This is a genomic window from Endobacter medicaginis (genome assembly GCF_014192375.1).
Lineage (GTDB): Bacteria > Pseudomonadota > Alphaproteobacteria > Acetobacterales > Acetobacteraceae > Endobacter > Endobacter medicaginis.
In genome coordinates this window covers 212,206-235,471 of sequence record NZ_JACHXV010000002.1, presented here as the reverse complement: position 1 = coordinate 235,471, position 23,266 = coordinate 212,206, and the positions used below count along the sequence as shown (strand labels likewise).

The following is a 23,266-nucleotide window of genomic DNA, read 5'->3' as shown; positions in this document are numbered from 1 at the left end:
CTCGCCCCCGCCACCGCGCTCGCCAGCGGCACCTACGCCATCACCGCCATCCAGACCGACGCGGCCGGGACCAGTTCGCTCGCCAGCGCGCCGCAGACGGTGACCATCGACACGCATGTGCCGTCTGCGCCGACGCTGACGCTGTCGCGGAATGTGACCAACATCACGACGCCGGGCGTGTCGGGGACGGCGGAAGCTGGCGCCACGGTGATCGTGACCGGTTCGCTGGGTGCGGGGCTGGTTGTTCTGGGTCAGGCCGTGGCGTCGTCCACCGGCAGCTGGAGCCTGACCTCGACGGCTCTGGCGGAGGGTACCTATCTGGTCGCGGCGACGCAGATCGATGCGGCCGGCACGCAGTCGGCGGCCTCGACGGCACAGAGCCTGACGATCGACACGACCGCCCCCGCGGCTCCCACGGTGAGTTCCGCCGACACGCTGGTGCTGAACGTCTCGGCCGATGTCTGGAAGCAGGGACCCCAGTTTACCGTCTATGTCGATGGCAAGCAGTATGGCGGCGTGTATTCGACCTCCGCGCTGAAATCCACCGGCGCGAGCCAGAACATCGTGATCACCGGCAGCTTCGGCGTGGGTTCGGGCACCAATGGCGCGCATCAGGTGTCGGTGAACTTCCTCAACGACGCCTATGGCAGCGGCGCCGGCCAGGACATCAACCTCTACGTCAACTCGATCACCCTCGACGGGGCGACGGTGGTGACCAACGCCGCCCAGCTCAGTGGCGGCATCGCCAACTATGCGACGGCGGCGCAGAAGGCGGTGAGCGTGGCGGCGGTGAGCAACCAGTCCTCCCCGGTGCTGTCTGGCAGCGGCGAGGCCGGTGACACGGTGAGTGTCACGGCTACGCAGGCAGGCACCAGCGTCCTGCTGGGCACGACGACGGTCTCGTCCCAGGGTGTGTGGAGCCTGGCGTCATCGCGCACGCTGGCCAACGGGGTCTATGCGCTGTCGGTTCATCAGGCCGATGCCGCCGGCAATGTGTCGGCGAATGCGGTGGTGCAGACGCTGAACGTCGACACGCATGTGCCGTTGGCGCCGACGATGTCGCTCTCGCTCGACACTCTGGTTCTGAACGTGTCTGCGGATGTGTGGCAGCAGGGTGCGCGGTTCATCGTCGACGTGGACGGCAGCCAGGTGGGCGGAGTGTATTCGACATCCGCACTCAAGAGCGCGGGTGCGAGCGACAACATCACGCTGACGGGCCTGTTCCGCAACGGCCCGGGTGCCGGTGGCGGCCACCGGATCTCGGTGGACTTCATCAACGACGCGCATGGCAGCAACCTGCCTGCCGACGACATCAACCTGTATGTCAACTCGATCACGCTCGACGGTGTGACCTCGCAGGTCAACAACGAACAGGGCAGCGACGGCTGGCAGGATTACTGGATCAATCCCGTCAGCGGTGCGACCACCGCGACGCTCGGCGGCAGCCTGACCACCAATGTCGCCCAGCCGCAGCTCCAGGGCACGGCAGAGGCCGGCGCGATCGTGACGGTGTCGGCCACCACGTCCGCAGGCGTCGCCTCCGTGCTGGGCCAGGCCGTGGCCTCGTCGTCCGGCGTCTGGGTGCTCGCCCCCGCCACCGCGCTCGCCAGCGGCACCTACGCCATCACCGCCATCCAGACCGACGCGGCCGGGACCAGTTCGCTCGCCAGCGCGCCGCAGAGCCTCACGGTGAGCTCGGCCGCCTCTGCCCAGATGCTCTTCATCAGCGGCTCGAGCGTCGTCCAGCTCTACGACGGCGAGACGGTTTCCGAGCTCGGGGGTCGCAATACCTATGTCATGGCGACTTCAGGGAGGTCGACGGTCCTCGGCGCGAGCCCCGGTGCGGGCGACGTGGTCGATCTGCGTGCCGCGCTCGCGGCAGTCGGCTGGGATCGTCAGATGAACGATCTGACCAGCTATATCTCCGCCGCTTCGATCAATGGCGGTGCCGATCTCCAGATCACCACCCATGCGGCCGGGGGAGGTGCTTCGAGCATGCTGGTCCTGCAGGGCCTGGGGAATGTCAGCGCCACGACCATGACGGACCACGCCATCTTCACCTGATCGTCGACGTTGCCGGTGGGACGCAGGCGGCGAACTCAACGATGGGGGCCGCCGCCATGAAAACCACCGCCGTGAAAGCCGCCGCCCGGCCGGCCGGCCCAGCCGCCCGGCCGCCCCCAGCCGGGACCACCCCAGCCGGGGCGGCCCCATCCCGGGCGGCCCCATCCCGGTCGACCCCAGCCGCGATAGCCCCAGCCGCCGTAACCCCAGCCGGGGCCCCATCCCCAACCGATGCTCAGCCCGAACGGAATCCAGGGCGCGTATCCGTACGATCCATAGGCATAGGCCGGTGCGAAGCCGCCATACCACCCGTCCCATCCCCAGCCCCATCCCCATCCCGAATAGCCGGCATAGACGGGGCCGGTTTCGATCGAGGTGGTGACGGGAACGTTCGCAGCGTTTCCATAGCCGCCATAGGCATAAGGGTTGACCGTGGTGTCTATGCCAGGCGCCTGTGCGGCCGGAACCTGATCGCCGGCTGCCGTCATGCAGCCGGCGTAGGAAGCGTTGTAGCGCTCCTGCGCCGCCTGGCTTGCGCTCAGCACACCGGCGGTCGGATCGCTGGCGGCGACATTGGCCGGCAGGCCGGCCTGACTGGCGGCCGAGCTTCGGCAGCGTGCATCGTCGGCCTGGAATTGCGCCGGGCTACGCGTGCTGCCGGGCAGGGCGAGGATGCTCGGTCCGGGCGGCGGCGCGGCGACGCAGCCACAGAGCATGGCGGTCGCCAGGATCGTCGTGCTGCCCAGCGCCCGACGGCACCATCTGGAGGGGAGAAATGCGAAGGCGGTCACGTCATCTGCCATCTCGTTGCGTGCTGAAGCTAACGCCGTTCGGGGCAGGGCGGCCACCGGCACGTCGTTAATCATGTGTAAAGTCTGTTTGCATCCTGTGTCCCGGCTGCTAGGTTCCCGCCCCATGTCGACCATGCCGACCTGCTCGTCGCCTGTGACGGTGCGCCTCGCGCCGGTCGGGGATCTGCGCGCGCTCGGTCTCGCGAACCTTCTTTCCGGGGCGCGACTTAGCCGCCCCTGAACGACGCGCAGGCCGCATCGTCGGTCGCGCGACGTCCTTCAGGGGGTGAAAGCATCGCGGCGTATCCCGACCCGGGGGAACGCCACCGCAACGCGCAGGACAGAAGGGTCGCCCTAGGCATCGCGAAGCCGGGCCACCGACCCTGGAGACAGGACAATGACCATCGACCATCCGAGTTTCGGCCGCATCGACGACGACCGGATCATCATCTTCGACACAACGCTGCGTGATGGCGAGCAGTCGCCTGGCTTTTCGATGAACATCGACGAGAAGCTGCGCATGGCCGATCTGCTGGCCAGCCTCGGCGTCGATGTGATCGAGGCCGGCTTCCCGGTCGCGAGCCAGGGCGATTTCGACAGCGTATACGAGATCGCGAAGGCGATCCGTGGCCCGGTGATCTGTGGTCTGGCCCGCACCGGCGGCCGCGACGACATCGCCCGCGCCGGCGAGGCGATCCGCCCGGCCGAGCGGCGCCGGATCCACAACTTCATCTCCACCTCGCCGCTGCACATGAAATACAAGCTGCGGATGGAGCCCGAGACGGTGCTCGACCTGATCACCCGCGGCAACACCGAAGCCAGGAACTACACGGACGACGTCGAGTGGTCGGCCGAGGACGGCAGCCGCACCGAGCCCGATTTCCTGTGCCGCTGCGTCGAGGCGGCGATCCGGGCCGGAGCGACGACGATTAATATCCCCGACACCGTGGGTTACGCCACGCCGGACGACATCGAGGCGCTGTTCGCCATGCTGCGCGAGCGCGTGCCGGGGGCGGAAACGGTGATCTTCTCGGCCCACAACCACAACGATCTTGGGCTCGCGGTCGCCAACACCCTGGCCGCGGTGCGCGGCGGGGCGCGACAGATCGAATGCACCATCAACGGCATCGGCGAGCGCGCCGGCAATGCGGCGCTGGAGGAGATCGCGATGGCGATCCGCACCCGCCCTGATGCGATGCCGTATCGCCACAACATCGTTACCGAGCACCTGCTGCGCACCTCGCGGATGCTGGCGACGATCACCGGTTTCGACGTGCAGCCCAACAAGGCGATCGTCGGGCGCAACGCCTTCGCCCATGAAAGCGGCATCCATCAGGATGGCGTGCTCAAGAACGCCGCCACCTACGAGATCATGACGCCGGAGAGCGTCGGCTGGACCAAGTCCTCGCTGGTGCTGGGCAAGCATTCGGGGCGGGCGGCGTTCCGCGACAAGCTGCGCGCGCTGGGCTATGGCGAACTGGGCGACAACCAGATCAACGACGCCTTCGCCCGCTTTAAGGACCTCGCCGACCGCAAGAAGGTGGTCTACGACGAGGATCTGGTGGCCTTGGTCGATGACGAGGTGCGCGACCATGCGACGCTGCGTTTCGTGGCGCTCGACGTGACAGCCGGTTCACGCCGCCCGGCCGAGGCCGTGCTGGAGCTGGACGTGCGCGGCGAGCCGGTCACCGCGACCGCGCAAGGCGCTGGCCCGGTCGATGCGGCGTTCAACGCGGTGCGGGCGGTGTTTCCGCATCAGGCGTCGCTGATGCTGTATTCGGTCGGCGCGATTACCGAGGGCAGTGACGCGCAGGCCCGTACCACCGTTCGCCTTCAGGAAGATGGCAAGATGGTGGACGGTCAGGGCGCCGACTCCGACACCGTGGTCTCGGCGGTGCGCGCCTACGTGCATGCGCTCAACAAGCTGATCACCAAGCGCCAGCGGGCCGAGCCCGAGGCACTGACCGCCTGAGAGAGGAGGGCGGCGGGGGCCTGACGCGCTCCGCCGCCCGCTGGTCAGTAGCCGTAGCCGTTCTGTCGATAATAGCCCTGACGCGGCGCCTGCGGGGTGGTGACCGCGCCGCCGGCCGCACCGACGCCGCCGCCGACCAGCGCGCCGATCGCCGCACCGTGACCGCCACCGGCGAGTGCGCCGATCGCCGCACCTGTGCCAGCTCCGATCAGGCCGCCGCCGACGGCGCGCTGGCCGGGGTCATAGGGGTTGGTGCATCCGGCGATCCCCAGCGCGCCTGCGAGCGCGAGCGGAGCCACGCCGAGACGGAGGAGAGGGTTGCGCTTCATGATCGGTCTCCTGTGAAGGTCTGAAATTCTCGATCCGGGCCAACGGTCCGGAGTCTCGATACGTCCTAAACTCTTGATGGGGGGTAAAGATGCGCCGCGCTCACCGTGGCGTCGTCGCCGCCCCGCCCACCGCGCCGACCAGCCCGCCGATCAGCGCGCCTGTGCCGGCATTGCCGCGGGTGGCGCCGGCGACCGCCGCGCCGGTGCCCGCACCGATCAACCCGCCACCGACCGCGCGCTGGCCGGGACTGTAGGGATTGCAGGCGGTGAGCGTCGTGCACAGCACGACAGCACCGGCGATCAGGGCCGGCCGGATGGCTGTAGCTGTCATCGGATCATCTCCTTCATCATCTCGTTCCCGACGGTTCAAAGCGTCGGGCCGCGGCAGGCATGGGACCACCGGATGGCGAAATCAGGGCAGGGCCGCAAAATCGTGCGGACCGGGGATCGGTGCCGATGGCGCCAACGCGACGATCGAAGTCTTGCGGGGTGCGAACAGGCTCTGTAAACGCTGCCGCCAGCACAGGCACCGCCGTTCATGAACCGGGCGGGGCCACAAGCGGCCTGTCTTTCCTTCCGTCTGGGCGCATCGGCTGCATGCTTGGCGGCCGTTGCGCGGAGTTGATGAATGTTCTCTCGCCTGCTGGGCTTCATGTCTGCCGATATGGCGATCGATCTCGGCACCGCCAACACGCTGGTCTACGTCAAGGGGCGCGGCATCGTGCTGGCGGAGCCGTCGGTGGTGGCGATCGCCGACGTGCGCGGCAAGAAGCAGGTGCTCGCGGTCGGCGAGGAGGCCAAGCACATGGTCGGCCGCACGCCCGGCAACATCACCGCCATCCGGCCGCTGCGCGACGGCGTGATCGCCGATTTCGAGGTCGCGGAGGAGATGATCAAGCACTTCATCCGCAAAGTGCACAACCGCCGCGCCTTCGCCTCCCCGCTGATCATCGTGTGCGTACCGTCGGGCTCGACCGCCGTCGAGCGGCGCGCCATCCAGGAGAGCGCCGAGAGCGCGGGTGCGCGCCGGGTGCAGCTGATCGAGGAGCCGATGGCGGCCGCGATCGGCGCCGGCCTGCCGGTGACGGAGCCTTCGGGCAGCATGATCGTCGATATCGGGGGCGGGACCACCGAGGTCGCGGTGATCTCGCTCGGCGGCATCGTCTATGCGCGTTCGGTGCGCGTCGGCGGCGACAAGATGGACGAGGCGATCATCAGCTACATCCGCCGCAGCTTCAACCTGCTGATCGGCGAGAGCTCGGCCGAGAAGATCAAGATGGAGATCGGCTCGGCCGCCTATCCGAACGACGACGCCGACGGGCCATGGCGCGAGGTCAAGGGGCGTGACCTCATCAATGGCGTGCCGCGCGAGGTGCAGGTCAGCCAGCGCATGATTGCCGAAAGCCTGTTCGAGCCGGTCAGCCAGATCATCGATGCGGTCAAGACCGCGCTCGAGCACACCCCGCCTGAGCTTGCCGCCGACATCGTCGACAAGGGCATCGTGCTGACCGGCGGCGGCGCGCTGCTCAACCGGCTCGACGAGGTGCTGCGGGCCTCGACCGGCCTGCCGGTGCTAGTCGCGGAAGACGCGCTGTCCTGCGTGGCCCTGGGGACGGGGCGGGCGCTGGAGGAAATGAAGCGGCTGCGGAACGTGCTGACGTCCATGTACTGAGTCAACGTGACGGGCCTGTCGTTTTTCCGACCTGCCCGTTAGTGTGCCCGGTCGAGATTCGGCGATTTTCCAGTTCGAGGTGGACACTCGCCAGATCAAAGAGTTAGTGGCCTGCTAAGTCCTGAACGTCGAGGCTGCGTCCCCGGCACGCAGACAGGGGACGTCGCGGGGAGGAGAGAGACCCAGAGTGGTTCGTCTGTCGATCCAGGCCCGTCAGGCGCTGTCGCGCCTCGTGCTGCCGGGGCTGGTGCTCGCTGCACTGGCCGTGACACTGCTCGCCCGCGTTGCACCCGGGCCGGCGCAGCAATTGCGTGCCGTTGCCTCAGACGCGGTCGCGCCGGCCTACTCGCTGGTCGGCGGACCGGCGAGCGGCGTGCGCGACATGCTGGCCACGGCGGTGTCGGTGCTGCATGTGGCGCACGAGAATGCGGAGCTGCGGGCCGAGAATGCCCGCCTGCGTCGCTGGTATGACGCAGCTCAGGCGCTGGCGACGGAGAATGTCGCCCTGCGCGCGCAGTTGCACTGGCTGCCGCAGCCGGAACCGAGCTTCGTCACCGCCCGCGTGGTGGCCGATACCGGCGGCCTGTATGACCGCGCGGTGCTGCTGTCGGTCGGGCCGAACAGCCCGGTGCAGCGGGGCCAGATCGCGCTCGACGCGTCAGGTCTGGTCGGTCGGGTCAGTCAGCTCGGCAGTCGCAGCGCGCGTATCCTGCTGATCACCGATGCCACGTCGCGGGTGCCGGTGATGCTGGCCGACAGCCATGCCCGCGCCATCGTGCTGGGCACCAACGCCGCGTGGCCGCGGCTGATGTACTATCCGCAGGATGTCATGCCCAAGGAAGGCGAGCGTGTGGTGACCAGCGCCGAGGCCGGTGCCTTTCCTGCCGGGCTGCCGGTCGGCACGGTGCATTACGACCACCCCGGCACACCCGTCGTCATTCCGGCCGCGTCGCTCGATTCGCTCGATCTGGTGCGTATCTTCGACTACGGGCTGACCTCGATCCTGCCGCCCGACGCGCCCGGTCGCGCGCATGCCGCCGAGACGGAGACGGCGCCGCCCGATGCGCCGAGGGCCGCAGCCCCTGCCGCCTCGCACGGCCTGCTCGGCATCGCCCGGGCCAATGCCGCAGGGTTGCCGTTCCTCGCGCATCTGCTCAAGCCCGTCGTCGCGAAGCCGGAACCGGCGCAACCCTGAGCCGCCGGACGCGTGATGGATGGTCACCCCACCGAGCTACGAGAGCAGACAGTTCGAGCGCCGGCCCGGAATACGGCCGCGGCAGACGCTCGGCCGCCGGCTCGATGCCGCATCCCGCGCCGCCTTGCCCGCGGCGATCGCGGTCGTGCTGCTGCTGCTGCTGCATGCGCCGCTCGGTCTGCCGGCGCAGCCGGCGCTGCTGCTCGGCGCGGAGCTGGCCTGTGTGTTCTACTGGTCGCTGTTCCTGCCGCGGGTGATGCCGTCGCCGGTGGTATTCGTGCTCGGGCTGCTGGTCGATCTGCTCGGCACCGGACCGCTGGGCCTGTCGGTGGTGCTGCTGCTGATCGCGCATGTCGCGGGCATCGCATGGCGGCAGGCGCTGATGCGTCAGGGCGCGCTGGTGATCTGGCTGGTGTTCGCGGGCGTGGCCGCGCTGTGCTGTCTGATCGAGTGGCTGGCGACCATGCTGCTCGAATGGCGACTGCTGCCACCCGGCTCGGCGGCGCTGCAGTTCGGCTTCGCGCTCGGCGAGTATCTGGTGCTGTCGGGGCCGTTTGCCTGGTGCATGCGGGTGGTCGCACGCCCGCACGGCTGAGCGCGCCGACGGTGCGGGCATGAAGCGTCCGTTCGGACGACGCGCCGGAGCGAGCCGGATGGTCGGGCGGCTGTTCGACCGCGCGCCGATGGATGCGCGCGAGCTGCGCAGCAAGGGCAGGGCGGTGTTCACCCGACGCGCGGTGCTGCTGATGATGGTGCAGACCGGCGCGCTCGGAGCACTCGGGGCGCGGCTCTACCGCCTCCAGGTCGAGCAGGGCCAGCATTTCTCCGATCTCGCCGAGGCCAACCGGGTCAGCACCCGCATGCTCGCGCCGCCGCGCGGACTGATCACCGACCGGTTCGGCGAGGTGCTCGCCGGCAACCGCATCAACTGGCGCGCCCTGCTGCTGCCGGAAGAGACCACCGACCTGGCCGCCACCCTGGACCGCTTCTCGCTGCTGATCCCGCTGGAGCCGCACGAGCGGGCGCGGATCGAGCGCGATGCGGCGCACAAGCGCAAGTTCATCCCCGTCATGCTGCGCGAATTTCTCTCATGGGAGGAGATGGCGAAGATCGAGGTCAACGCGCCCGACCTGCCGGGCATCGTGGTCGATGTCGGCACCACGCGGCTGTACCCGCATGGGCCGACCTTCGCGCATGTGATCGGCTATGTCGGGCCGCCCAACGACCGCGAGCTGGCCGACGATCCGATTTTGGCATTGCCCGGCGCGCGCGTCGGGCGTTCGGCCTACGAGGCGGCGGAGGATGACGCGCTGCGCGGCCATCCCGGTACCGTCCAGGTCGAGGTCAACGCCGTTGGCCGGATGCTGCGCGAGCTCGACCGCGAGGAGGGCACGCCCGGGGCGACGATGGCCACCACCATCGATGCCGGCCTGCAGACCGCGCTGATGGACCAGCTCGAGGGCACCGCCGCCTCGACGGTGGTGATGGATGTGCGCAACGGCGAGGTGCTGGCGATGGTCAGCCACCCCTCGTTCGAGCCGTCGCTGTTCGATTCCGGGGTCAGCCAGACGCAGTGGAAGGCGTGGATGGACGATCCGCAGACGCCGCTGCTCAACAAGGCCGCCGCCGGCGTGTATCCGCCCGGCTCGACCTTCAAGCCGGCGGTGGCGATGGCGGCGCTGCAGGCCGGCACGCTGAAACCCGGCGACCGCATCGACTGCCGCGGCTACATCGACATCGGCAATGTGCGCTTCCACTGCTGGGCCAAGCACGGGCATGGCTCGCTGGACCTGCACGGCGGCATCAAGTTCAGTTGCGACGTGTTCTTCTTCGAGGTGGCGCGCCGCACCGGCATGGACGTGATCGCCCGCTACGGTGGCGATCTCGGGCTGGGGGTGCGTCCCGATATCGAGCTGACGCATGTGCGCGAGGGCGTGATCCCGACTGCTGCCTGGGCGCATCGCCGCGGCCATCACCTCAGCGAGGGCGACATCGTCAATGCGGGCATCGGCCAGGGCTTCGTGCAGGCGACGCCGCTCCAGCTCGCGCTCTACACCGCGCGGCTGGCCAGCGGGCGGCAGCTCGATGCCCATCTGACCCGGGCGCAGAACGGCCAGCCCGACCCTCGCGCCGCCCATGACAGCGCCCCGCCGCTCGCCTTCGATCCAGCCTGGCTCGACTCGGTGCGCTCGGGGATGTGGGCGGTGATCAACGAGCGCTACGGCACCGCGCCCAAGGCGAGGCTGCCGCTGCCGGGGGTGACGATGGCCGGCAAGACCGGCTCCGCTCAGGTGCGGCGGGTGTCGCGCTGGGCGCGCGAGCACGGGCATTTCAACTCGGCCGAGCTGCCGTGGCAGTATCGGCCGCATGCGCTGTTCATCTGTTATGCGCCCTATGAGGCACCGCGCTACGCGCTGAGCGTGGTGATCGAGCACGGCAACGCCGGCGCCGACGTGGCCGCCCCGCTGGCGCGCGACATCATGATGCAGGTGCTCGAGCGCGACCCGGGCAATCGGAGCCAGGCCTGGAAGCCGCAGCCGGATCCGGCGCTGGTGGTGGCGTCGGCCCAGAGCGCTCCGTCCGGAGTGGGCGGGCCGTCCGGAACGCCGGCCGCCCCGCAGCCGCAGACGGAGTCCGATACCGAGTTCAGCTCCATTTTCGAGGGCAACGGGCTCGGCAGCGGGGCCGCGGTCGACAACGGGGCGGAGGGGCCGGACCAGTGATCAACGAACGCCGCCTGTGGCGCGCCACCCCCGGCTTCGGTGTTGCAGGCAAGCTGCTGCGGATCAACTGGGCCTATGCGCTGCTGATCTGCGCGCTGGCCGGGGTCGGCTACACGGCGCTGTATTCGGTCGCCGGCGGCAGTCCCTATCCCTATGCCGAGCCGCAGACCCTGCGCTTCGGTTTCGGCTTCCTGATGATGATCGCGCTGGCGATGACGCCGCTGCGGGTGCTCAGCAAGCTCGCCTGGCCGGCTTACGCGGTGTCGATCGTGCTGCTGGTGCTGGTGCTCAGGATGGGCCATGTCGGCAAAGGGGCCGAGCGCTGGCTGATCATCGGCGGCACCCAGGTGCAGCCGTCGGAATTCGCCAAGATCGCGCTCGCCCTGGCACTCGCCGCCTATTTCCAGCACATCTCGTGGGAACGGATGCGCAATCCGCTCTGGCTGGTTCCGCCCGCGCTGCTGACGTTGCTGCCGGTGGCGCTGGTACTGAAGGAGCCCAATCTGGGCACGGCGGTGATCATTGGCGCGGTGGGGGCGACGATCTTTCTCGGCGCGGGGATGCGCTGGTGGATGATCGCCCTGCTGGCGGCCCCGGTGCCGATGCTGCTGCGGATCGCCTATGCGCATCTGCACGACTACCAGCGCCAGCGCATCACCACCTTCCTGCATCCCGAGAGCGATCCGCGCGGCGCGGGCTACAACATCATCCAGTCCAAGATCGCGCTCGGCTCCGGCGGGATGTGGGGGCAGGGATACCTGCACGGCACCCAGGGACAGCTCAACTTCCTGCCCGAGAAGCAGACTGACTTCATCTTCACCACCATCGCCGAGGAGTGGGGGCTGGTGGGGGGGCTGACCGTGATGGGGCTGCTGCTGGCGCTGGTGCTGGGCGGCATGACGATGGCGATCCTCGCACGCAGCCCGTTCGGACGGCTGCTCGCGCTCGGCATCTCGATGAATTTCTTTCTCTACTGCCTGGTCAACCTGTCGATGGTGATGGGGGCGATTCCGGTTGGCGGGGTGCCACTGCCGCTGGTCTCCTGGGGCGGCTCGGCGATGCTGATGGTCATGCTCGGCTTCGGGCTGCTGATGTCGGTGTTCGTGCATCGTCACGACGAGATGCTGCCGAAGAAGCATCGCGACTGAGGCTAACGGCGCAGCGACGCGCTCGCACGTTCGACCCGGTCCAGCATCAGCGTCGCCAGGCGTGCCACCGACGGATCGGTGTGGGTGGCGAGGCGCTCCGACACCATCATCATCGGCGAGAGATGGCCGCGCAGATCGTGCACGAGCCGGCGACGTTCCGCGACCAGCGCATCGCGTTCCCGGGTCAGCGCCGTCGCCGAGGAGCGTCCGCGCACCAGCGCTCCCAGCAGCCCGGCCGTCATCGCCGCCAGCCCGGCCAGCGGGACCAGCCGCCGCAGCACGCTCATGCCGTCTCCAGCGCGGCGGCATAGGTTTCGGGCCGGAAGCCGACGAGTCGCTCGCGACCGGTCTCGAGAATCGGGCGCCTGATCATCGAGGGCTGGGCCAGCATCAGTTCGATCGCCCTGGGGGCATCGATCCCCTCGCGCGACGCCTCCGGCAACTTGCGGAAGGTGGTGCCGGCGCGGTTGAGGATGCGTTCCCAGCCTTCCGCCGCCACCCAGGCCTCGAGCGTGGCGCGATCGATGCCGGCCTTCCTGTAGTCGTGGAACACGTAGGCGATGTCATGCGCCCCCAGCCAGGCGCGGGCGCGCTTGACGGTGTCGCACTGGGTGATGCCGTACAGGGTCATGGCCATGGTGTCGTGTGCCCCGATGTTTCTTGACGCCGGACGCACCCGCCGCCTATAAGCCGCCGCTCTCGCCGGGTGCGGATCGCGCCGGGCCTGTCGTGTTGTCAATCGTCTCGTTCGTATCTCAGGAGTGCCGCCGTGAAGCGCACCTATCAACCTTCGAAGCTGGTCCGCAAGCGCCGCCACGGCTTCCGCGCCCGCATGGCCACCGTCGGCGGCCGCAAGGTGCTCGCCAACCGCCGCGCCAAGGGCCGCAAGCGCCTGTCCGCCTGAGTTCGGTTCCGGGCGGGGCGACCGAAATGACGGCGCCTGCCCGGCTGAAGCGACGTGCGGAGTTCCTGCACGCCGCCGCCTCGGGCCGCAAGGCGGCCATGCCGGGGCTGGTGCTCCAGGCGCATCAGCGCGACGAGAACGGCCCGCTGCGGGTCGGTTTCACTGTCACCAAGAAAGTCGGCAATGCCGTGGTGCGCAACCGCACCAAGCGTCGGCTGCGCGCGGCCGCTGCGATCGTCGCCGCCGAGGCGTTGCGTGAGGGCGGCGTGCTCGACGGGCACGATCTGGTGCTGATCGGCCGCGACGGCACCCGTTCGCGAGACTTTCGTGCCTTGCTCGACGACCTGCGCCGCGCGTTGCGCAAGACGGGTGTCACGTCCCGATGACGCCGCTGGCGCGGATGCTCGATGGCGCCGTGCTCGTCTACCAATGGACGCTGTCGCCGCTGCTTGGCGGACGGTGCCGTTTTCATCCGAGTTGCAGTTGCTATGCCCGCGAGGCGATCGCCGCCCATGGCGCGATCCGGGGCGCGGGTCTGGCCGGCTGGCGCATCCTGCGTTGCAATCCTTGGTGCGACGGTGGATATGACCCCGTGCCCGGCACCGGCCGGGACTGAATTCCTCTTCAAACGACGAGCGGTAACCGCAGGATCATGGACAACAAGCGGCTCATTCTGGCGATGGTGCTGTCAGTCGCCATCCTGGCGGTCTTCCAGTGGGTGATGCCGCATCCGAAGCCGCATCAGACGGCCAAGCAGGTCGAGGCGAGCTCGACCACGGCCACGCCGCCCGGGCAGGTGCCGGGTGCGGTGCAGGACGCGTCGGGCACCAATCCGGCCGCGATCGCGCAGGCCCCGCAGGCGGATGTGCGCATCCCGATCGACGCGCCGCGCGTGCATGGCAGCATCAATCTGGTCGGTGGCCGCCTCGATGACCTGGTGCTCAAGGACTACCACGAGACGGTGAAGGCCGATTCGCCGCTGGTGCGCGTGCTCGAGCCGGGGTCGGAAAAGCAGCCCAATTTCATCCAGTTCGGCTGGAGTGCCGCCGGCGGCGTCGCAGTGCCCGACAGCCGCACCGTCTGGAAGGCCGATGGCGACGCATTGTCGCCTGGCCATCCGCTGACGCTGTCGTGGGACAATGGTGCGGGGGTGGTGTTCCGCATCATCTACAGCATCGACGACAATTACATGTTCGGCGTCGACCAGCAGGTGGACAACCACACCGCGGCGCCGATTTCCGTGTTCCCGTGGTCGCGCGTCTCGCGCCTGTATGCGCCGGTCGACGCCTCGGGCGGGTTCCTGGTCGGCGGCGACGAGGGTGCGATCGGCATCTTCGACGGCCGCCTCCAGCAGAAGGACTACAAGAGCCTGGTCAAGGACGCCGACGCCCATGGCGGGGTGGCGTTCAGCGCCGGCGATACCGGCGGCTGGGCCGGCATCAACGACAAGTACTGGCTGACGGCGTTGCTGCCCGACAGTCCGGTGCCGATGACCGGCAGCTTCCGTCACATCGACGGCGAGGGCGAGCATGCGGCCGGCACCTACCAGGTCGATTTCACCACACAGTCGCCGCTGAGTGCCGCGCCCGGTGCGACGGCGCGTTTCCTCAGCCATGCCTTTGCTGGCGCGAAGGAAGTGCACCTGCTCGATACCTACCAGTCGCAGCTGCATGTGGCGGATTTCTGGAAGGCGGTCGATTTCGGCTGGTTCGCGTTCCTGACCCGGCCGATCTTCTTCGTGCTCGACTGGCTCAACACGGTGTTCGGCAATTTCGGCCTGGCGCTGATGGGCTTCACCTTGATCGTCAAGGCTCTGTTCTTCCCGCTCGCCAACAAGCAGTTCCGCTCGATGAGCAAGATGAAGCTGATCGCGCCGAAGGTCGCCGCCGTGCGCGAGCGCTTCAAGGACGACCCAGCGCGTCAGCAGCAGGAAATGCTACAGGTCTATCGCACGGAGAAGATCAATCCGGTCAGCGGCTGCCTGCCGATGCTGGTGCAGATCCCGGTGTTCTGGTGTCTCTACAAGGTGCTCTACGGCACCATCGAGATGCGGCATGCGCCGTTCTTCGGCTGGATTCATGACCTTTCGGCCCCCGATCCGACCAATCTGTTCAACCTGTTCGGTCTGTTGCCGTTCGATCCGACGCATTATGTCGCCGCCCTGCATATCGGCGTGTGGCCGATCATCCTGGGCGGGACGATGTTCGCCATGCAGCGGCTGAACCCGCCGCCGCCGGACCCGATGCAGGCGCGCATCTTCATGCTGATGCCGGTGATCTTCGCCTATTTCATGGCGGCACAGCCGGCCGGCCTGGTGATCTACTACTGCTGGAACAACCTGCTGACCGCGGTGCAGCAATGGTTCATCCAGAAGCGCGTCGCGGGCGAGGGCAAGACCGTGCAGTCCGCCCCGGCCAAGGGCTGAGGCGGCACGCGTGAGCGAGGCGTCGCCCGAATTCGGCGGGTTTCTCGATGCGGGTGGCGAGGAGGCCTACGGTGAGGAGGAGCGCGAGGCCGGGCGGCTGCTGTTCGCCCGCGAATGCCGCTTCTTCTACGCCGCCCAGCGTCTCGACCAGCTTCCCGAGGCCGTGCTGCCGGAGATCGCCTTCGCCGGGCGCTCGAATGTCGGCAAGTCGTCGCTGATCAACGCGTTGACCGGACGGCGTACCCTGGCGCGGGCATCGTCGACCCCTGGACGAACCAAGCAGCTCAATTTCTTCGATCTCGCCGAGCGTCTGGTGCTGGTCGACATGCCTGGTTACGGCTACGCGCAGGCGGCGAAATCGGTGAAGGAGGACTGGCAGGGGTTGATGTTCAACTACCTGCGCGGCCGCACCACGCTGGAGCGGGTTTTCCTGCTGCTGGATGCGCGGGTGGAGATCAAGGACAGCGACGTCGCGGCGATGAAGCTGCTCGATCGGGCGGCGGTGTTGTTCCAGGCGGTGCTGACCAAATGCGATTCGGTCAAGCCGGCTGCTCTCGCCGCCAAGCAGGCGGAAGTACGCGCCCTGGTCGGTCGTCATCCGGCCGCCTATCCGGCGATCGTCAGCACCAGTGCGGAGACGGGCAGGGGGATCGAGACCCTGCGCGCCACCATCACCCGACTTGCCCTGCCGGCAAGCTGAGACACGAGGCCAACTCATGAGCTTGAGTGACGAATCGCTGGCGGCGGCGAAACAGCAGGCCGAGGTGCTGGCCCGCGCATTGCCGTTCCTGCGCCGCTATGTGGGCGACACCATCGTGGTCAAGTACGGCGGCCATGCGATGGCCGGCGGGCCGGTGTCGGAGGCCTTCGGCCATGACATCGCGCTGCTCAAGACGGTCGGCGTCAATCCGGTGGTGGTGCATGGCGGCGGCCCGCAGATCAACGCCATGCTCAGCAAGCTGGAGATCAAGTCCACCTTCGTCGACGGGCTGCGCATCACCGATGCGGCGATGGTCGACGTGGTCGAGATGGTTCTGGCGGGTACGGTCAACAAGATGGTGGCCGGGCTGATCAGCCAGGCGGGGGCGCTGGCGGTCGGCATCTCGGGCAAGGATGCCGGGTTGCTGCGGGCGCGCAAGCTGACCCGCACGGTGCGCGATCTCGACAGCCAGATCGAGCGCGTGCTCGATCTGGGATTCGTCGGCGAGCCGGAATCGGTCGATCCGCGCGTGCTGCACGCGCTGTCGGGCTCGGGCCTGATCCCGGTGGTCGCCCCGGTGGGCATCGGCACCAACGGCGAGACCTACAACATCAACGCCGACAGTGCGGCTGGCGCGATCGCCGCCGCCCTGCATGCGACCCGGCTGCTGATGCTGACCGATGTGCCCGGCGTACTGGACAGCAACGGCCGCCTGATCGAGGAACTCAGCATCGCCGACGCGCAGGAGGGCATCCGCAACGGCATGATCTCGGGCGGCATGATCCCGAAGGTCGAGACCTGCATCGAGGCGGTGCAGCGCGGCGCGAGTGCCGCCGTGATCCTCGACGGCCGCGTCCCGCATGCCTGTCTGCTGGAGCTGTTTACCCCCGCCGGCCCCGGCACCCTCATCCGTTCCGTGAGCTGAACGCGCCTGGAGGGGCCATCTGGCGCGCGTTTTCTGCGCTTCGCTGCTCACGGCCACCAAGGCCGCTGCGCTGCGATGCTCGAAAGCCTCACGCCACCTGAGCCCGCCAGACACGTTCAGCCCGTTTTCCCGCGGGCGTGGCGCCTGGGGTGAAACCCTGTCTGTGGTTGGGCCTGGGACGGTCAGATGGCGTGTGACGGCGAGCACCGGAGCGGAGCGGCCTTGATGGCCGTGAGCACTGGCGCGCAGCCGTCGCGCGCCAGATGGCCGTTCCAGGCCCAGTCACAGACAGGGTTGGAGGCGTCAGGGGTCGGTGGTGGACATGGTCCACCGACTCCGATTCCGCCCCGGCTGGCGCTTGGTGTCGGTCAGGGCGGCGAGGGCGCGCTGGCTGAGGGATTCGAAGGTCTCGAAGCTGCGCGGAGCGCGCAGCGACATGCCGATCGACAGTTCGGGCAGGGTCGGCAGCAGGGTCGTCATGCCGTCGGCGGCGTCCGGCGGCAGACCGCTGCGGCAGAGATGCTCGGCGCGTTCGGCGGCGGCGAAACGGTCGGCGCCGTCGAGCCAGAGGACGAACACGTCGCCCGCGTGGCGGCCGACCAGGTCGGAGGCGCGCACCGCGTCGCGCAGCATCAGCGCGGTCTGGCGAAGCAGGGCGTCCGCCCGCTCCGGGCCGATGCGCTGATTGATCTCGCGGAAGCGCGCGAGGTCGGCATAAACCAGCGTGCCGGGAAGACCGCCGCGATCGAGGCGTTCGAAACGGCGCTCCACCTCCTCGCGGAACGCATCGCGTGACAGCAGCCCGGTCAGCGCATCGCCGCGGGTCTGCCGGCTGATCTCGCGGGCAAGCTGTTCCTGTTCGACGGCGGAGCAGGTCACGGCGGCAATCGCGGAGACCAGCGCGATGGTGTCCTCCGTCCAGTCCGGCGCGGTGTCCGGACGCCAGATGGCGAGGGCGGCGAGGCTGCCGAAGCCGCTCGGCGCGCCGCAGACCAGCACCTGCCATCCATGCTGCACCAGCCTGGTATGCGAGGCGGGACCGCCTGGGGCGATCAGCTCGGTGCAGCGGGATTCGAGCATCTCGGCGAGTTCGCGTGGCAGTGTGCCGGCATGGTGGCGCAGGCGGGCGCGCGGTGTGGCGAGGGTCTCGGGGAAATCGGCGAACAGCAGAGGCTGCGTGTCGTCGCTGCCCGGCGGGGTGGCGGTCTGGAGCAGGGCGATGCCCGCGCTTTCCACCATCTGCAGGGTACCGTGCAGCGCGGTCTGAACCATGGCGGACGGCAGCACCTGGGCGCGCATGCGCCACAGCAGCGCGGCGAGGTCGGGCAGAGGGTCGTCGGTGGAGGCGGGTCCGGCATGGCGCGGGCCGGTCGTGGCGGAAACAGGCATCAGGGTGGCGAAGCCCCGCACGCCGCGTCCGGTCGCGTGGGCAGTGGCGGGCAGGCCGCTGAGGCTGGCGGCTTCCTCGTCCACGGTGGCCGGGCCGCAGGTGAACGACAGCATCCGCATCCCGCCGGTGGCCTCGCGCAGGCCGATCCCGACGCCCCGCAGGCGCACCTCCGGCGCGAACGGATCGGGGTCGTGATGCGGGTGGGCGCGAAGGGCACCGGCCGGCGTGCCGAGCAGCGCGCTGGCCTGCCAGCCGAGGATGACCGGCGGCCAGAGATAGACGAAGCGCCCTTGCGCATCGGTTTCGAAGACGAACTCGGCGGCGAACTGCACCATGTCGCGCCAGCGGGCGCGGCTTTCCAGCACGGCGGCGTGCAGCAGGGCCGGAACCCGGCGATCGGAGATGCCCTGGCCGGAGTCGGCGCCGGGAGAGGTGGCCAGGCTGGCGGCCGGCGCGGAGGGGCGGCCGAGGGCGGGCGGGCGCCGGCGCGGCGGGATCAGGGCCACTGCGCGTGCTCCGGCGCCCGGGCGGTGGCGGGCGCGGACAGCGGGAGGAGGACGGGTATGATGCGCACGGGGCCCCGTTGCTGGTTGAGGTGTGTCGGCGGGTGTCAGTCTCTGACCGGGGCATCGTAGGCAGAAGAGGATGAAGCAACGGTAAACGCCTTGCCTTCGCCATCTTGCTTGCGCATGGTCCCCGCCGCCGGACGCCGCAGCGATGCGGGTGCAGGCAGACCGCTCATGCCCCGATCACCTCCAGATCGCCTTCAGGACCTTGTTCGAATGACCGCCGATTCCCGACATCCGACCGATGCCTCCGACGCCGCAGGCAGCGCTGTGCTGGCCGGACAGCTTCAGCCCGTCATCAATGCGCTGTGGGAGGATCGCGCCTCCCTGTCGGCGCGCACGGGCGGCGAGGCGCGCGAGGCGGTTGAGGCGGCCTTGGCCGGGCTCGATTCGGGCCGGCTGCGCGTCGCCGAGCCGCAGGCGGATGGCTGGGTGGTCCATCAGTGGCTCAAGAAGGCCGTGCTGCTGTCGTTCCGGCTCAATGACAGCGTCGTGCTCGCCGGCCAGGCGGGCGGCGCGTTCTATGACAAGGTGCCGCTGAAATTCGCCGGCTGGGACGAGCAGCGCTTCGTTGAGGCTGGCCTGCGGGCGGTGCCCGGCGCGGTGGTCCGGGCCTCGGCCTATGTCGCACCCGGGGTGGTGCTGATGCCGAGCTTCGTCAATGTCGGCGCCCGCGTCGAGAGCGGCACGATGATCGACACCTGGGTGACGGTCGGGTCCTGCGCACAGGTCGGACGCGACTGCCATATCAGCGGCGGTGTCGGCCTGGGCGGCGTGCTGGAGCCGTTGCAGGCGGGGCCGGTGATCATCGAGGACAACTGCTTCATCGGCGCGCGCTCGGAGATCGCCGAGGGCGTGGTGGTCGGGCGTGGCTCGGTGATCTCGATGGGGGTGTTCATCGGAGCGTCGACCAAGATCGTCGACCGCGCCACCGGAGAGGTGTTCACCGGCCGGGTGCCACCCTATTCGGTGGTGGTGCCGGGCGCGCTGCCGCCGCTGTCGGGGACCGGCCCGTCGCTGGCCTGCGCGGTGATCGTCAAGCGGGTGGACGAACGCACCCGGTCGAAGACGGCGATCAACGATCTGCTGCGTGACTGAGCCGGTCCCGCTCGCGGCGCCCGAGCTCGCCGATCCGGTCGCGCTGGCGCGCGCGCTGCTCGCCTGCCGGTCGGACATGGCGGGCGACATCCCGCGCGACGGCGGCGCCCAGGCGGCCCTTGCCGGCTGGCTGGAGGCGCTGGGCTTCAGCGTCACCCTGCTGCCGTTCGGCCCGGCCGGTGCGCAGACGCCCAACCTGTTCGCCCGGCGCGGCAGCGGGGCGCCGCATCTGTGCTTCGCCGGCCATACCGACGTGGTGCCGCCGGGGGACGATGCCTGGACCGCGGATCCGTTCGGCGGCGTGGTCGAGGATGGCGTGCTGATCGGGCGCGGGGCAGTGGACATGAAGGGCGCGATCGCCGCCTTCGTCGCCGCGGTCGCGCGCGCAGGCGCGCTGCCGGGCACCGTCAGCCTGCTGATCACCGGCGACGAGGAGGGGCCGGCCCAGGACGGCACCGTGCGCGTGGTGGCGTGGATGCGCGTCCACGGCATCGTTCCGGACGGGTGCATCGTCGGCGAGCCGACCAATCCGTCGGTGCTCGGCGAAATGATCAAGAACGGCCGCCGCGGCAGTCTCAACGCGACCCTTGTCGCGTCCGGCGTGCAGGGTCATGTCGCCTATCCGCACCTGGCCGACAATCCGGTGCACCGGCTGCTGGACTGCATCGCCGAGCTGCGCGGCCGCGTGCTGGACGAGGGAAGTGCGGATTTCGCGCCGTCCTCGCTGCAGTTCACCAGCATCGATGTCGGCAACCCGGCGGGCAACGTGATCCCGGGCCGCGCGCGGGCGCGGTTCAACATCCGCTTCAACGACCATCACACGGGGGCAAGCTTGCGCGACTGGATCGCGTCGGTCGCACAGGCGCATGGCTGTCTCGCCGAGATCGCGATCAGCGGCGAGGCGTTCCGAACGCCGGCGGGTCCGCTGGTCGGGCTGCTCGCCGATGCGGTGCAGGCCGAGACCGGGCGGCGGCCAAGGCTCGACACCGGCGGTGGCACCTCGGATGCGCGCTTCATCGCCAGCCTCTGCCCGGTGGCCGAATTCGGACTGGTGGGTGCGACGATGCACAAGACGGACGAACAGGTTTCGCTCGACGATCTCGAGCGGCTGAGCGCGATCTATGCGCGGCTGCTGCACGACTTCCTCACCCGGCCGGCGGAGGCCGCGCGATGAGTGCCACGCCCCCCGGCAGGAGGCGGCCGGGCCGCGGCGAGGTGCCGGGGCGGCAGTTGCTCGGCATGCTAATGATCGCGCGTGGCCGCCGCGAGGGTCTGGCCTGCTTCGGCGATGACAGCGAGGCGGTGCTGGAGGCGATCGCGCCCTGGGCGGCGATGTGGCTGGGAGTCGGGCTGCTGCTGGTGCTCATGCATCGAGGCGGCGTGGCGCTGCCGATGATGGCGCTGACCGCCTGTTCGCTGCTCGCCCCGCCGGTGCTGACCGAGGCGCTGTCGCGTCTGTGGGGACGCCGCGCGTTCTGGCCCCGCTTCGCCGCGGCGAACCTGTGGTGCGAGTGGCTGATGCTGCCGGTCTATGCGCTCGCCTTGCTGGTCGCCGCGATCCTGACCGAGGCTGGGGCGCCGGCGGGGCTGGCCAGCGGCGTGTTCGTGCTGTCGGCCGTCGGATACTGGGCCTGGATGCACTGGTTCATCGCGCGACATGGCCTGCGCATCGGCCGGCTCCGCGCCGGTGTGCTGGTGGTCGCACTGGTGGCGGTGATGACCCTGCTCGGGCTGGCCGGCGAGCGGCTGCTGCCGCAGTTGCGCGGCCCCCTGGTGCCGCATGTGGAGGTCGAGGACGATGCCGTCGACGCGACGGACGGTGGCAGTGCTGCAGCACCTCGTCCGGCGCAGCAGGACGCCGCCGGGGACTGGCGGTTCTGATCCGGATGTCGCGCGTGCGTGTGGCCTTCGGCGATCCGCTGCGTGCCTCGCTCGCGCTGGCGGTCGACCGTCCGCGCCGGTGGGCGGCGCGCCTCGACCAGGGGGATCTGGGGCGCCGGGCGCGGCTGAGCTTTCTTGCCCTGGGCTGTGCGATGCCCCTGATCGCGCTCTCCGCGCTGCTCGGCGGCGACGGTGCCGACACGATCGGGCGCATGCTGCTCGCCGATCTGGTCGCCTGGCTGGGTTTTGCCGCGTTCAGCGAGGTCGTGCTGCGGCGCGCCCGGCTGGCGGCGGGCTGGGCCCGCATGATCACGGTCTGGAACTGGTGCAATGTGGTTCAGATCGCACTGCTGCTGCCGGCGCTGCTGCCCGGACTGATCCCCTCCTGCCCGGGCTGGCTCCGGCTGTGGGTGATGCTGGTGGTCTGGGGGTGGGCGATGTGGCTGGACTGGCGGGCGATCCGGCTCGGTCTGGGCGACACCGCCGCGATGACCTGGCCGGCGGTGTGGCTAATGCTGGCCGATATCGCCATCGGCGTGATCTGCCAAGCGGCGGCCGAGAGTCTCGCGACCTAGCCGGCGACGTAAGCCAGCCGCCGGAGAGCTGTTGACGTCACGATTGCGGCTGTGCGGCTCCGAGGGGGGCTGATGGAGCGCTACCGGCCGGCGAACGGATCCGGATCGTAGGCGACGCCGGTCAGCACCAGCCCGTCCGGCGGGGCGGTGGGGCCGCCGGCGCGGCGGTCGGCGGCGGCGAAGGCACGGGCGAACTCGGCCACCGACCAGCGCCCCAGTCCGACAAACGACAGCGAGCCGACCATGTTGCGGACCTGATGGTGCAGGAAAGACCGCGCCGCGGCCTCGATCGTCAGGTGCTCGCCGGTGCGGGTCACCGCGAGGCGGTCCAGCGTGCGGACGGGTGAGCTGGCCTGGCAGGAGGCAGCGCGGAAGGTGGAAAAATCATGCCGGCCGAGCAGCAGCGACGCGGCCTGTGCCATGGCATCCGCATCGAGCGGATGGCGCACGTGCCACACCCGGCCCTCCTCCAGAGCGGGACGCGGGCGGCGATTGAGGATGGTGTAGCGATAGCGCCGGCCGGTGGCCGAGAACCGGGCGTTGAAGCCATCGGGCGCCAGGGCGGCGTCCAGCACCACCACCGGATGCGGCTTGAGGTGGAAATTCAGCGCCTCGCGCACGGCATGGGCCGAGAACTGCGCCGGCAGGGCGAGATGGACGACCTGGCCGGTGGCGTGGACGCCGGAATCGGTGCGTCCGGCGACCGTCGACGCGGGCGGGACACCACCGTCGAGACAAGCGGCGGCGGCTTCCAGCACCTCCTGTACCGACGGCTTTCCACCGTCGCCTCCCGCCGCGTCGCGTCGCTCGCCACGCGGGCTCTGGCGCTGCCAGCCGATGAACGGGCGGCCGTCATATTCGATCCGCAGCGCCCACAGCCGGTGGGTGGGCGCATCGAGGGGGTCCAT

24 protein-coding genes are annotated in these 23,266 nt (G+C 69.5%); 17 read left to right on the top strand and 7 right to left on the bottom strand.

From position 1 onward, the window contains the following. On the top strand, positions 1–2,064 hold a 2,064-nt coding region (locus FHR90_RS03190; protein WP_246329993.1), incomplete at its 5' end, for an Ig-like domain-containing protein. 35 nt (positions 2,065–2,099) lie between these two features. Here FHR90_RS03190 and FHR90_RS17335 read toward each other — a convergent pair. After that, positions 2,100–2,867, bottom strand: a complete 768-nt coding sequence (locus FHR90_RS17335) for a hypothetical protein (protein ID WP_183274740.1) — start codon at positions 2,865–2,867, stop codon at positions 2,100–2,102. A gap of 385 nt (positions 2,868–3,252) precedes the next feature. On the opposite strand from FHR90_RS17335, the gene FHR90_RS03180 reads away from it, so the two are divergent. Continuing rightward, positions 3,253–4,827: a 2-isopropylmalate synthase gene (locus FHR90_RS03180; protein WP_176625375.1), complete on the top strand. Its 1,575-nt coding sequence runs from the start codon at positions 3,253–3,255 to the stop codon at positions 4,825–4,827. A gap of 44 nt (positions 4,828–4,871) precedes the next feature. On the opposite strand, the gene FHR90_RS03175 is transcribed toward FHR90_RS03180, so the two are convergent. Both FHR90_RS03175 and FHR90_RS03170 read right to left on the bottom strand, forming a co-directional pair. Further along, complete coding sequence (locus FHR90_RS03175; RefSeq protein ID WP_183274739.1) at positions 4,872–5,156, bottom strand: YMGG-like glycine zipper-containing protein; 285 nt, start codon at positions 5,154–5,156, stop codon at positions 4,872–4,874. A 100-nt stretch (positions 5,157–5,256) separates the two neighbouring features. Further along, positions 5,257–5,487, bottom strand: a complete 231-nt coding sequence (locus FHR90_RS03170) for a hypothetical protein (RefSeq protein WP_221188194.1) — start codon at positions 5,485–5,487, stop codon at positions 5,257–5,259. Positions 5,488–5,784: 297 nt separating this feature from the next. Between FHR90_RS03170 and FHR90_RS03165 the strand changes: the two genes are divergently transcribed. The 5 genes from FHR90_RS03165 to rodA all read left to right on the top strand — a co-directional run bounded on the left by FHR90_RS03165 (position 5,785) and on the right by rodA (position 11,894). Next, a complete protein-coding gene (locus FHR90_RS03165) occupies positions 5,785–6,828 on the top strand; it encodes a rod shape-determining protein (RefSeq protein WP_176625802.1) in 1,044 nt (347 codons plus the stop codon). A gap of 187 nt (positions 6,829–7,015) precedes the next feature. Continuing rightward, positions 7,016–8,023, top strand: coding sequence for a rod shape-determining protein MreC (gene mreC, locus FHR90_RS03160; RefSeq protein ID WP_183274738.1), 1,008 nt, complete (start codon positions 7,016–7,018; stop codon positions 8,021–8,023). A gap of 19 nt (positions 8,024–8,042) precedes the next feature. Continuing rightward, complete coding sequence (locus FHR90_RS03155) at positions 8,043–8,618, top strand: hypothetical protein (protein WP_183274737.1); 576 nt, start codon at positions 8,043–8,045, stop codon at positions 8,616–8,618. 58 nt (positions 8,619–8,676) lie between these two features. Further along, the gene (gene mrdA / locus FHR90_RS03150; protein WP_176625008.1) at positions 8,677–10,746 is read left to right on the top strand and encodes a penicillin-binding protein 2; all 2,070 of its coding nucleotides are present in this window, start codon (positions 8,677–8,679) and stop codon (positions 10,744–10,746) included. Beyond that, positions 10,743–11,894 (top strand): rod shape-determining protein RodA, encoded by a 1,152-nt coding sequence (gene rodA, locus FHR90_RS03145; protein ID WP_176625004.1) that lies wholly within the window; start codon positions 10,743–10,745, stop codon positions 11,892–11,894. Before mrdA ends, rodA begins: the two co-directional genes overlap by 4 nt. Positions 11,895–11,896: 2 nt before the next feature. Here the strand turns inward: rodA and FHR90_RS03140 are convergent, their stop codons facing one another. Both FHR90_RS03140 and FHR90_RS03135 read right to left on the bottom strand, forming a co-directional pair. Beyond that, positions 11,897–12,181, bottom strand: a complete 285-nt coding sequence (locus tag FHR90_RS03140) for a hypothetical protein (protein WP_183274736.1) — start codon at positions 12,179–12,181, stop codon at positions 11,897–11,899. Next, the gene (locus FHR90_RS03135) at positions 12,178–12,531 is read right to left on the bottom strand and encodes an ArsC family reductase (protein WP_176627184.1); all 354 of its coding nucleotides are present in this window, start codon (positions 12,529–12,531) and stop codon (positions 12,178–12,180) included. Before FHR90_RS03135 ends, FHR90_RS03140 begins: the two co-directional genes overlap by 4 nt. A gap of 132 nt (positions 12,532–12,663) precedes the next feature. Here FHR90_RS03135 and rpmH point away from each other — a divergent pair, with 132 nt between their 5' ends. The 6 genes from rpmH to argB all read left to right on the top strand — a co-directional run bounded on the left by rpmH (position 12,664) and on the right by argB (position 16,848). Then, a complete protein-coding gene (rpmH, locus tag FHR90_RS17330) occupies positions 12,664–12,798 on the top strand; it encodes a 50S ribosomal protein L34 (protein ID WP_150040004.1) in 135 nt (44 codons plus the stop codon). A gap of 26 nt (positions 12,799–12,824) precedes the next feature. Further along, complete coding sequence (gene rnpA, locus FHR90_RS03125; RefSeq protein ID WP_176624195.1) at positions 12,825–13,184, top strand: ribonuclease P protein component; 360 nt, start codon at positions 12,825–12,827, stop codon at positions 13,182–13,184. 14 nt (positions 13,185–13,198) lie between these two features. Continuing rightward, a complete protein-coding gene (gene yidD, locus FHR90_RS03120; protein WP_456305509.1) occupies positions 13,199–13,414 on the top strand; it encodes a membrane protein insertion efficiency factor YidD in 216 nt (71 codons plus the stop codon). Positions 13,415–13,450: 36 nt separating this feature from the next. Next, positions 13,451–15,223 carry a membrane protein insertase YidC gene (yidC, locus tag FHR90_RS03115; RefSeq protein WP_176624191.1) on the top strand — a complete coding sequence of 591 codons (1,773 nt, stop codon included), beginning with the start codon at positions 13,451–13,453 and terminating at the stop codon, positions 15,221–15,223. Positions 15,224–15,320: 97 nt separating this feature from the next. Then, positions 15,321–15,923 carry a ribosome biogenesis GTP-binding protein YihA/YsxC gene (gene yihA / locus FHR90_RS03110; protein WP_218062056.1) on the top strand — a complete coding sequence of 201 codons (603 nt, stop codon included), beginning with the start codon at positions 15,321–15,323 and terminating at the stop codon, positions 15,921–15,923. Positions 15,924–15,939: 16 nt separating this feature from the next. Further along, entirely contained in the window at positions 15,940–16,848 is a 909-nt protein-coding gene (gene argB / locus FHR90_RS03105; RefSeq protein ID WP_176624187.1) for an acetylglutamate kinase, read from the top strand. A 303-nt stretch (positions 16,849–17,151) separates the two neighbouring features. Here the strand turns inward: argB and FHR90_RS03100 are convergent, their stop codons facing one another. Next, a complete protein-coding gene (locus FHR90_RS03100; protein ID WP_183274735.1) occupies positions 17,152–18,744 on the bottom strand; it encodes a diguanylate cyclase domain-containing protein in 1,593 nt (530 codons plus the stop codon). Positions 18,745–19,020: 276 nt separating this feature from the next. On the opposite strand from FHR90_RS03100, the gene dapD reads away from it, so the two are divergent. Genes dapD through FHR90_RS03080 form a run of 4 tightly spaced genes read left to right on the top strand, consistent with a single transcriptional unit; the run spans position 19,021 to position 22,358 of the window. Further along, positions 19,021–19,902, top strand: a complete 882-nt coding sequence (dapD, locus tag FHR90_RS03095; protein WP_176626738.1) for a 2,3,4,5-tetrahydropyridine-2,6-dicarboxylate N-succinyltransferase — start codon at positions 19,021–19,023, stop codon at positions 19,900–19,902. Beyond that, positions 19,895–21,076: a succinyl-diaminopimelate desuccinylase gene (gene dapE / locus FHR90_RS03090; RefSeq protein ID WP_266152651.1), complete on the top strand. Its 1,182-nt coding sequence runs from the start codon at positions 19,895–19,897 to the stop codon at positions 21,074–21,076. Before dapD ends, dapE begins: the two co-directional genes overlap by 8 nt. Continuing rightward, positions 21,073–21,783 (top strand): hypothetical protein, encoded by a 711-nt coding sequence (locus FHR90_RS03085; RefSeq protein ID WP_176625912.1) that lies wholly within the window; start codon positions 21,073–21,075, stop codon positions 21,781–21,783. Before dapE ends, FHR90_RS03085 begins: the two co-directional genes overlap by 4 nt. Positions 21,784–21,797: 14 nt before the next feature. Beyond that, positions 21,798–22,358 carry a hypothetical protein gene (locus FHR90_RS03080; RefSeq protein ID WP_176625914.1) on the top strand — a complete coding sequence of 187 codons (561 nt, stop codon included), beginning with the start codon at positions 21,798–21,800 and terminating at the stop codon, positions 22,356–22,358. Between the two features lie 80 nt (positions 22,359–22,438). Here FHR90_RS03080 and truA read toward each other — a convergent pair whose 3' ends face one another. Beyond that, on the bottom strand, positions 22,439–23,266 hold the full coding sequence (gene truA / locus FHR90_RS03075) for a tRNA pseudouridine(38-40) synthase TruA (RefSeq protein ID WP_183274734.1): 828 nt from the start codon (positions 23,264–23,266) through the stop codon (positions 22,439–22,441).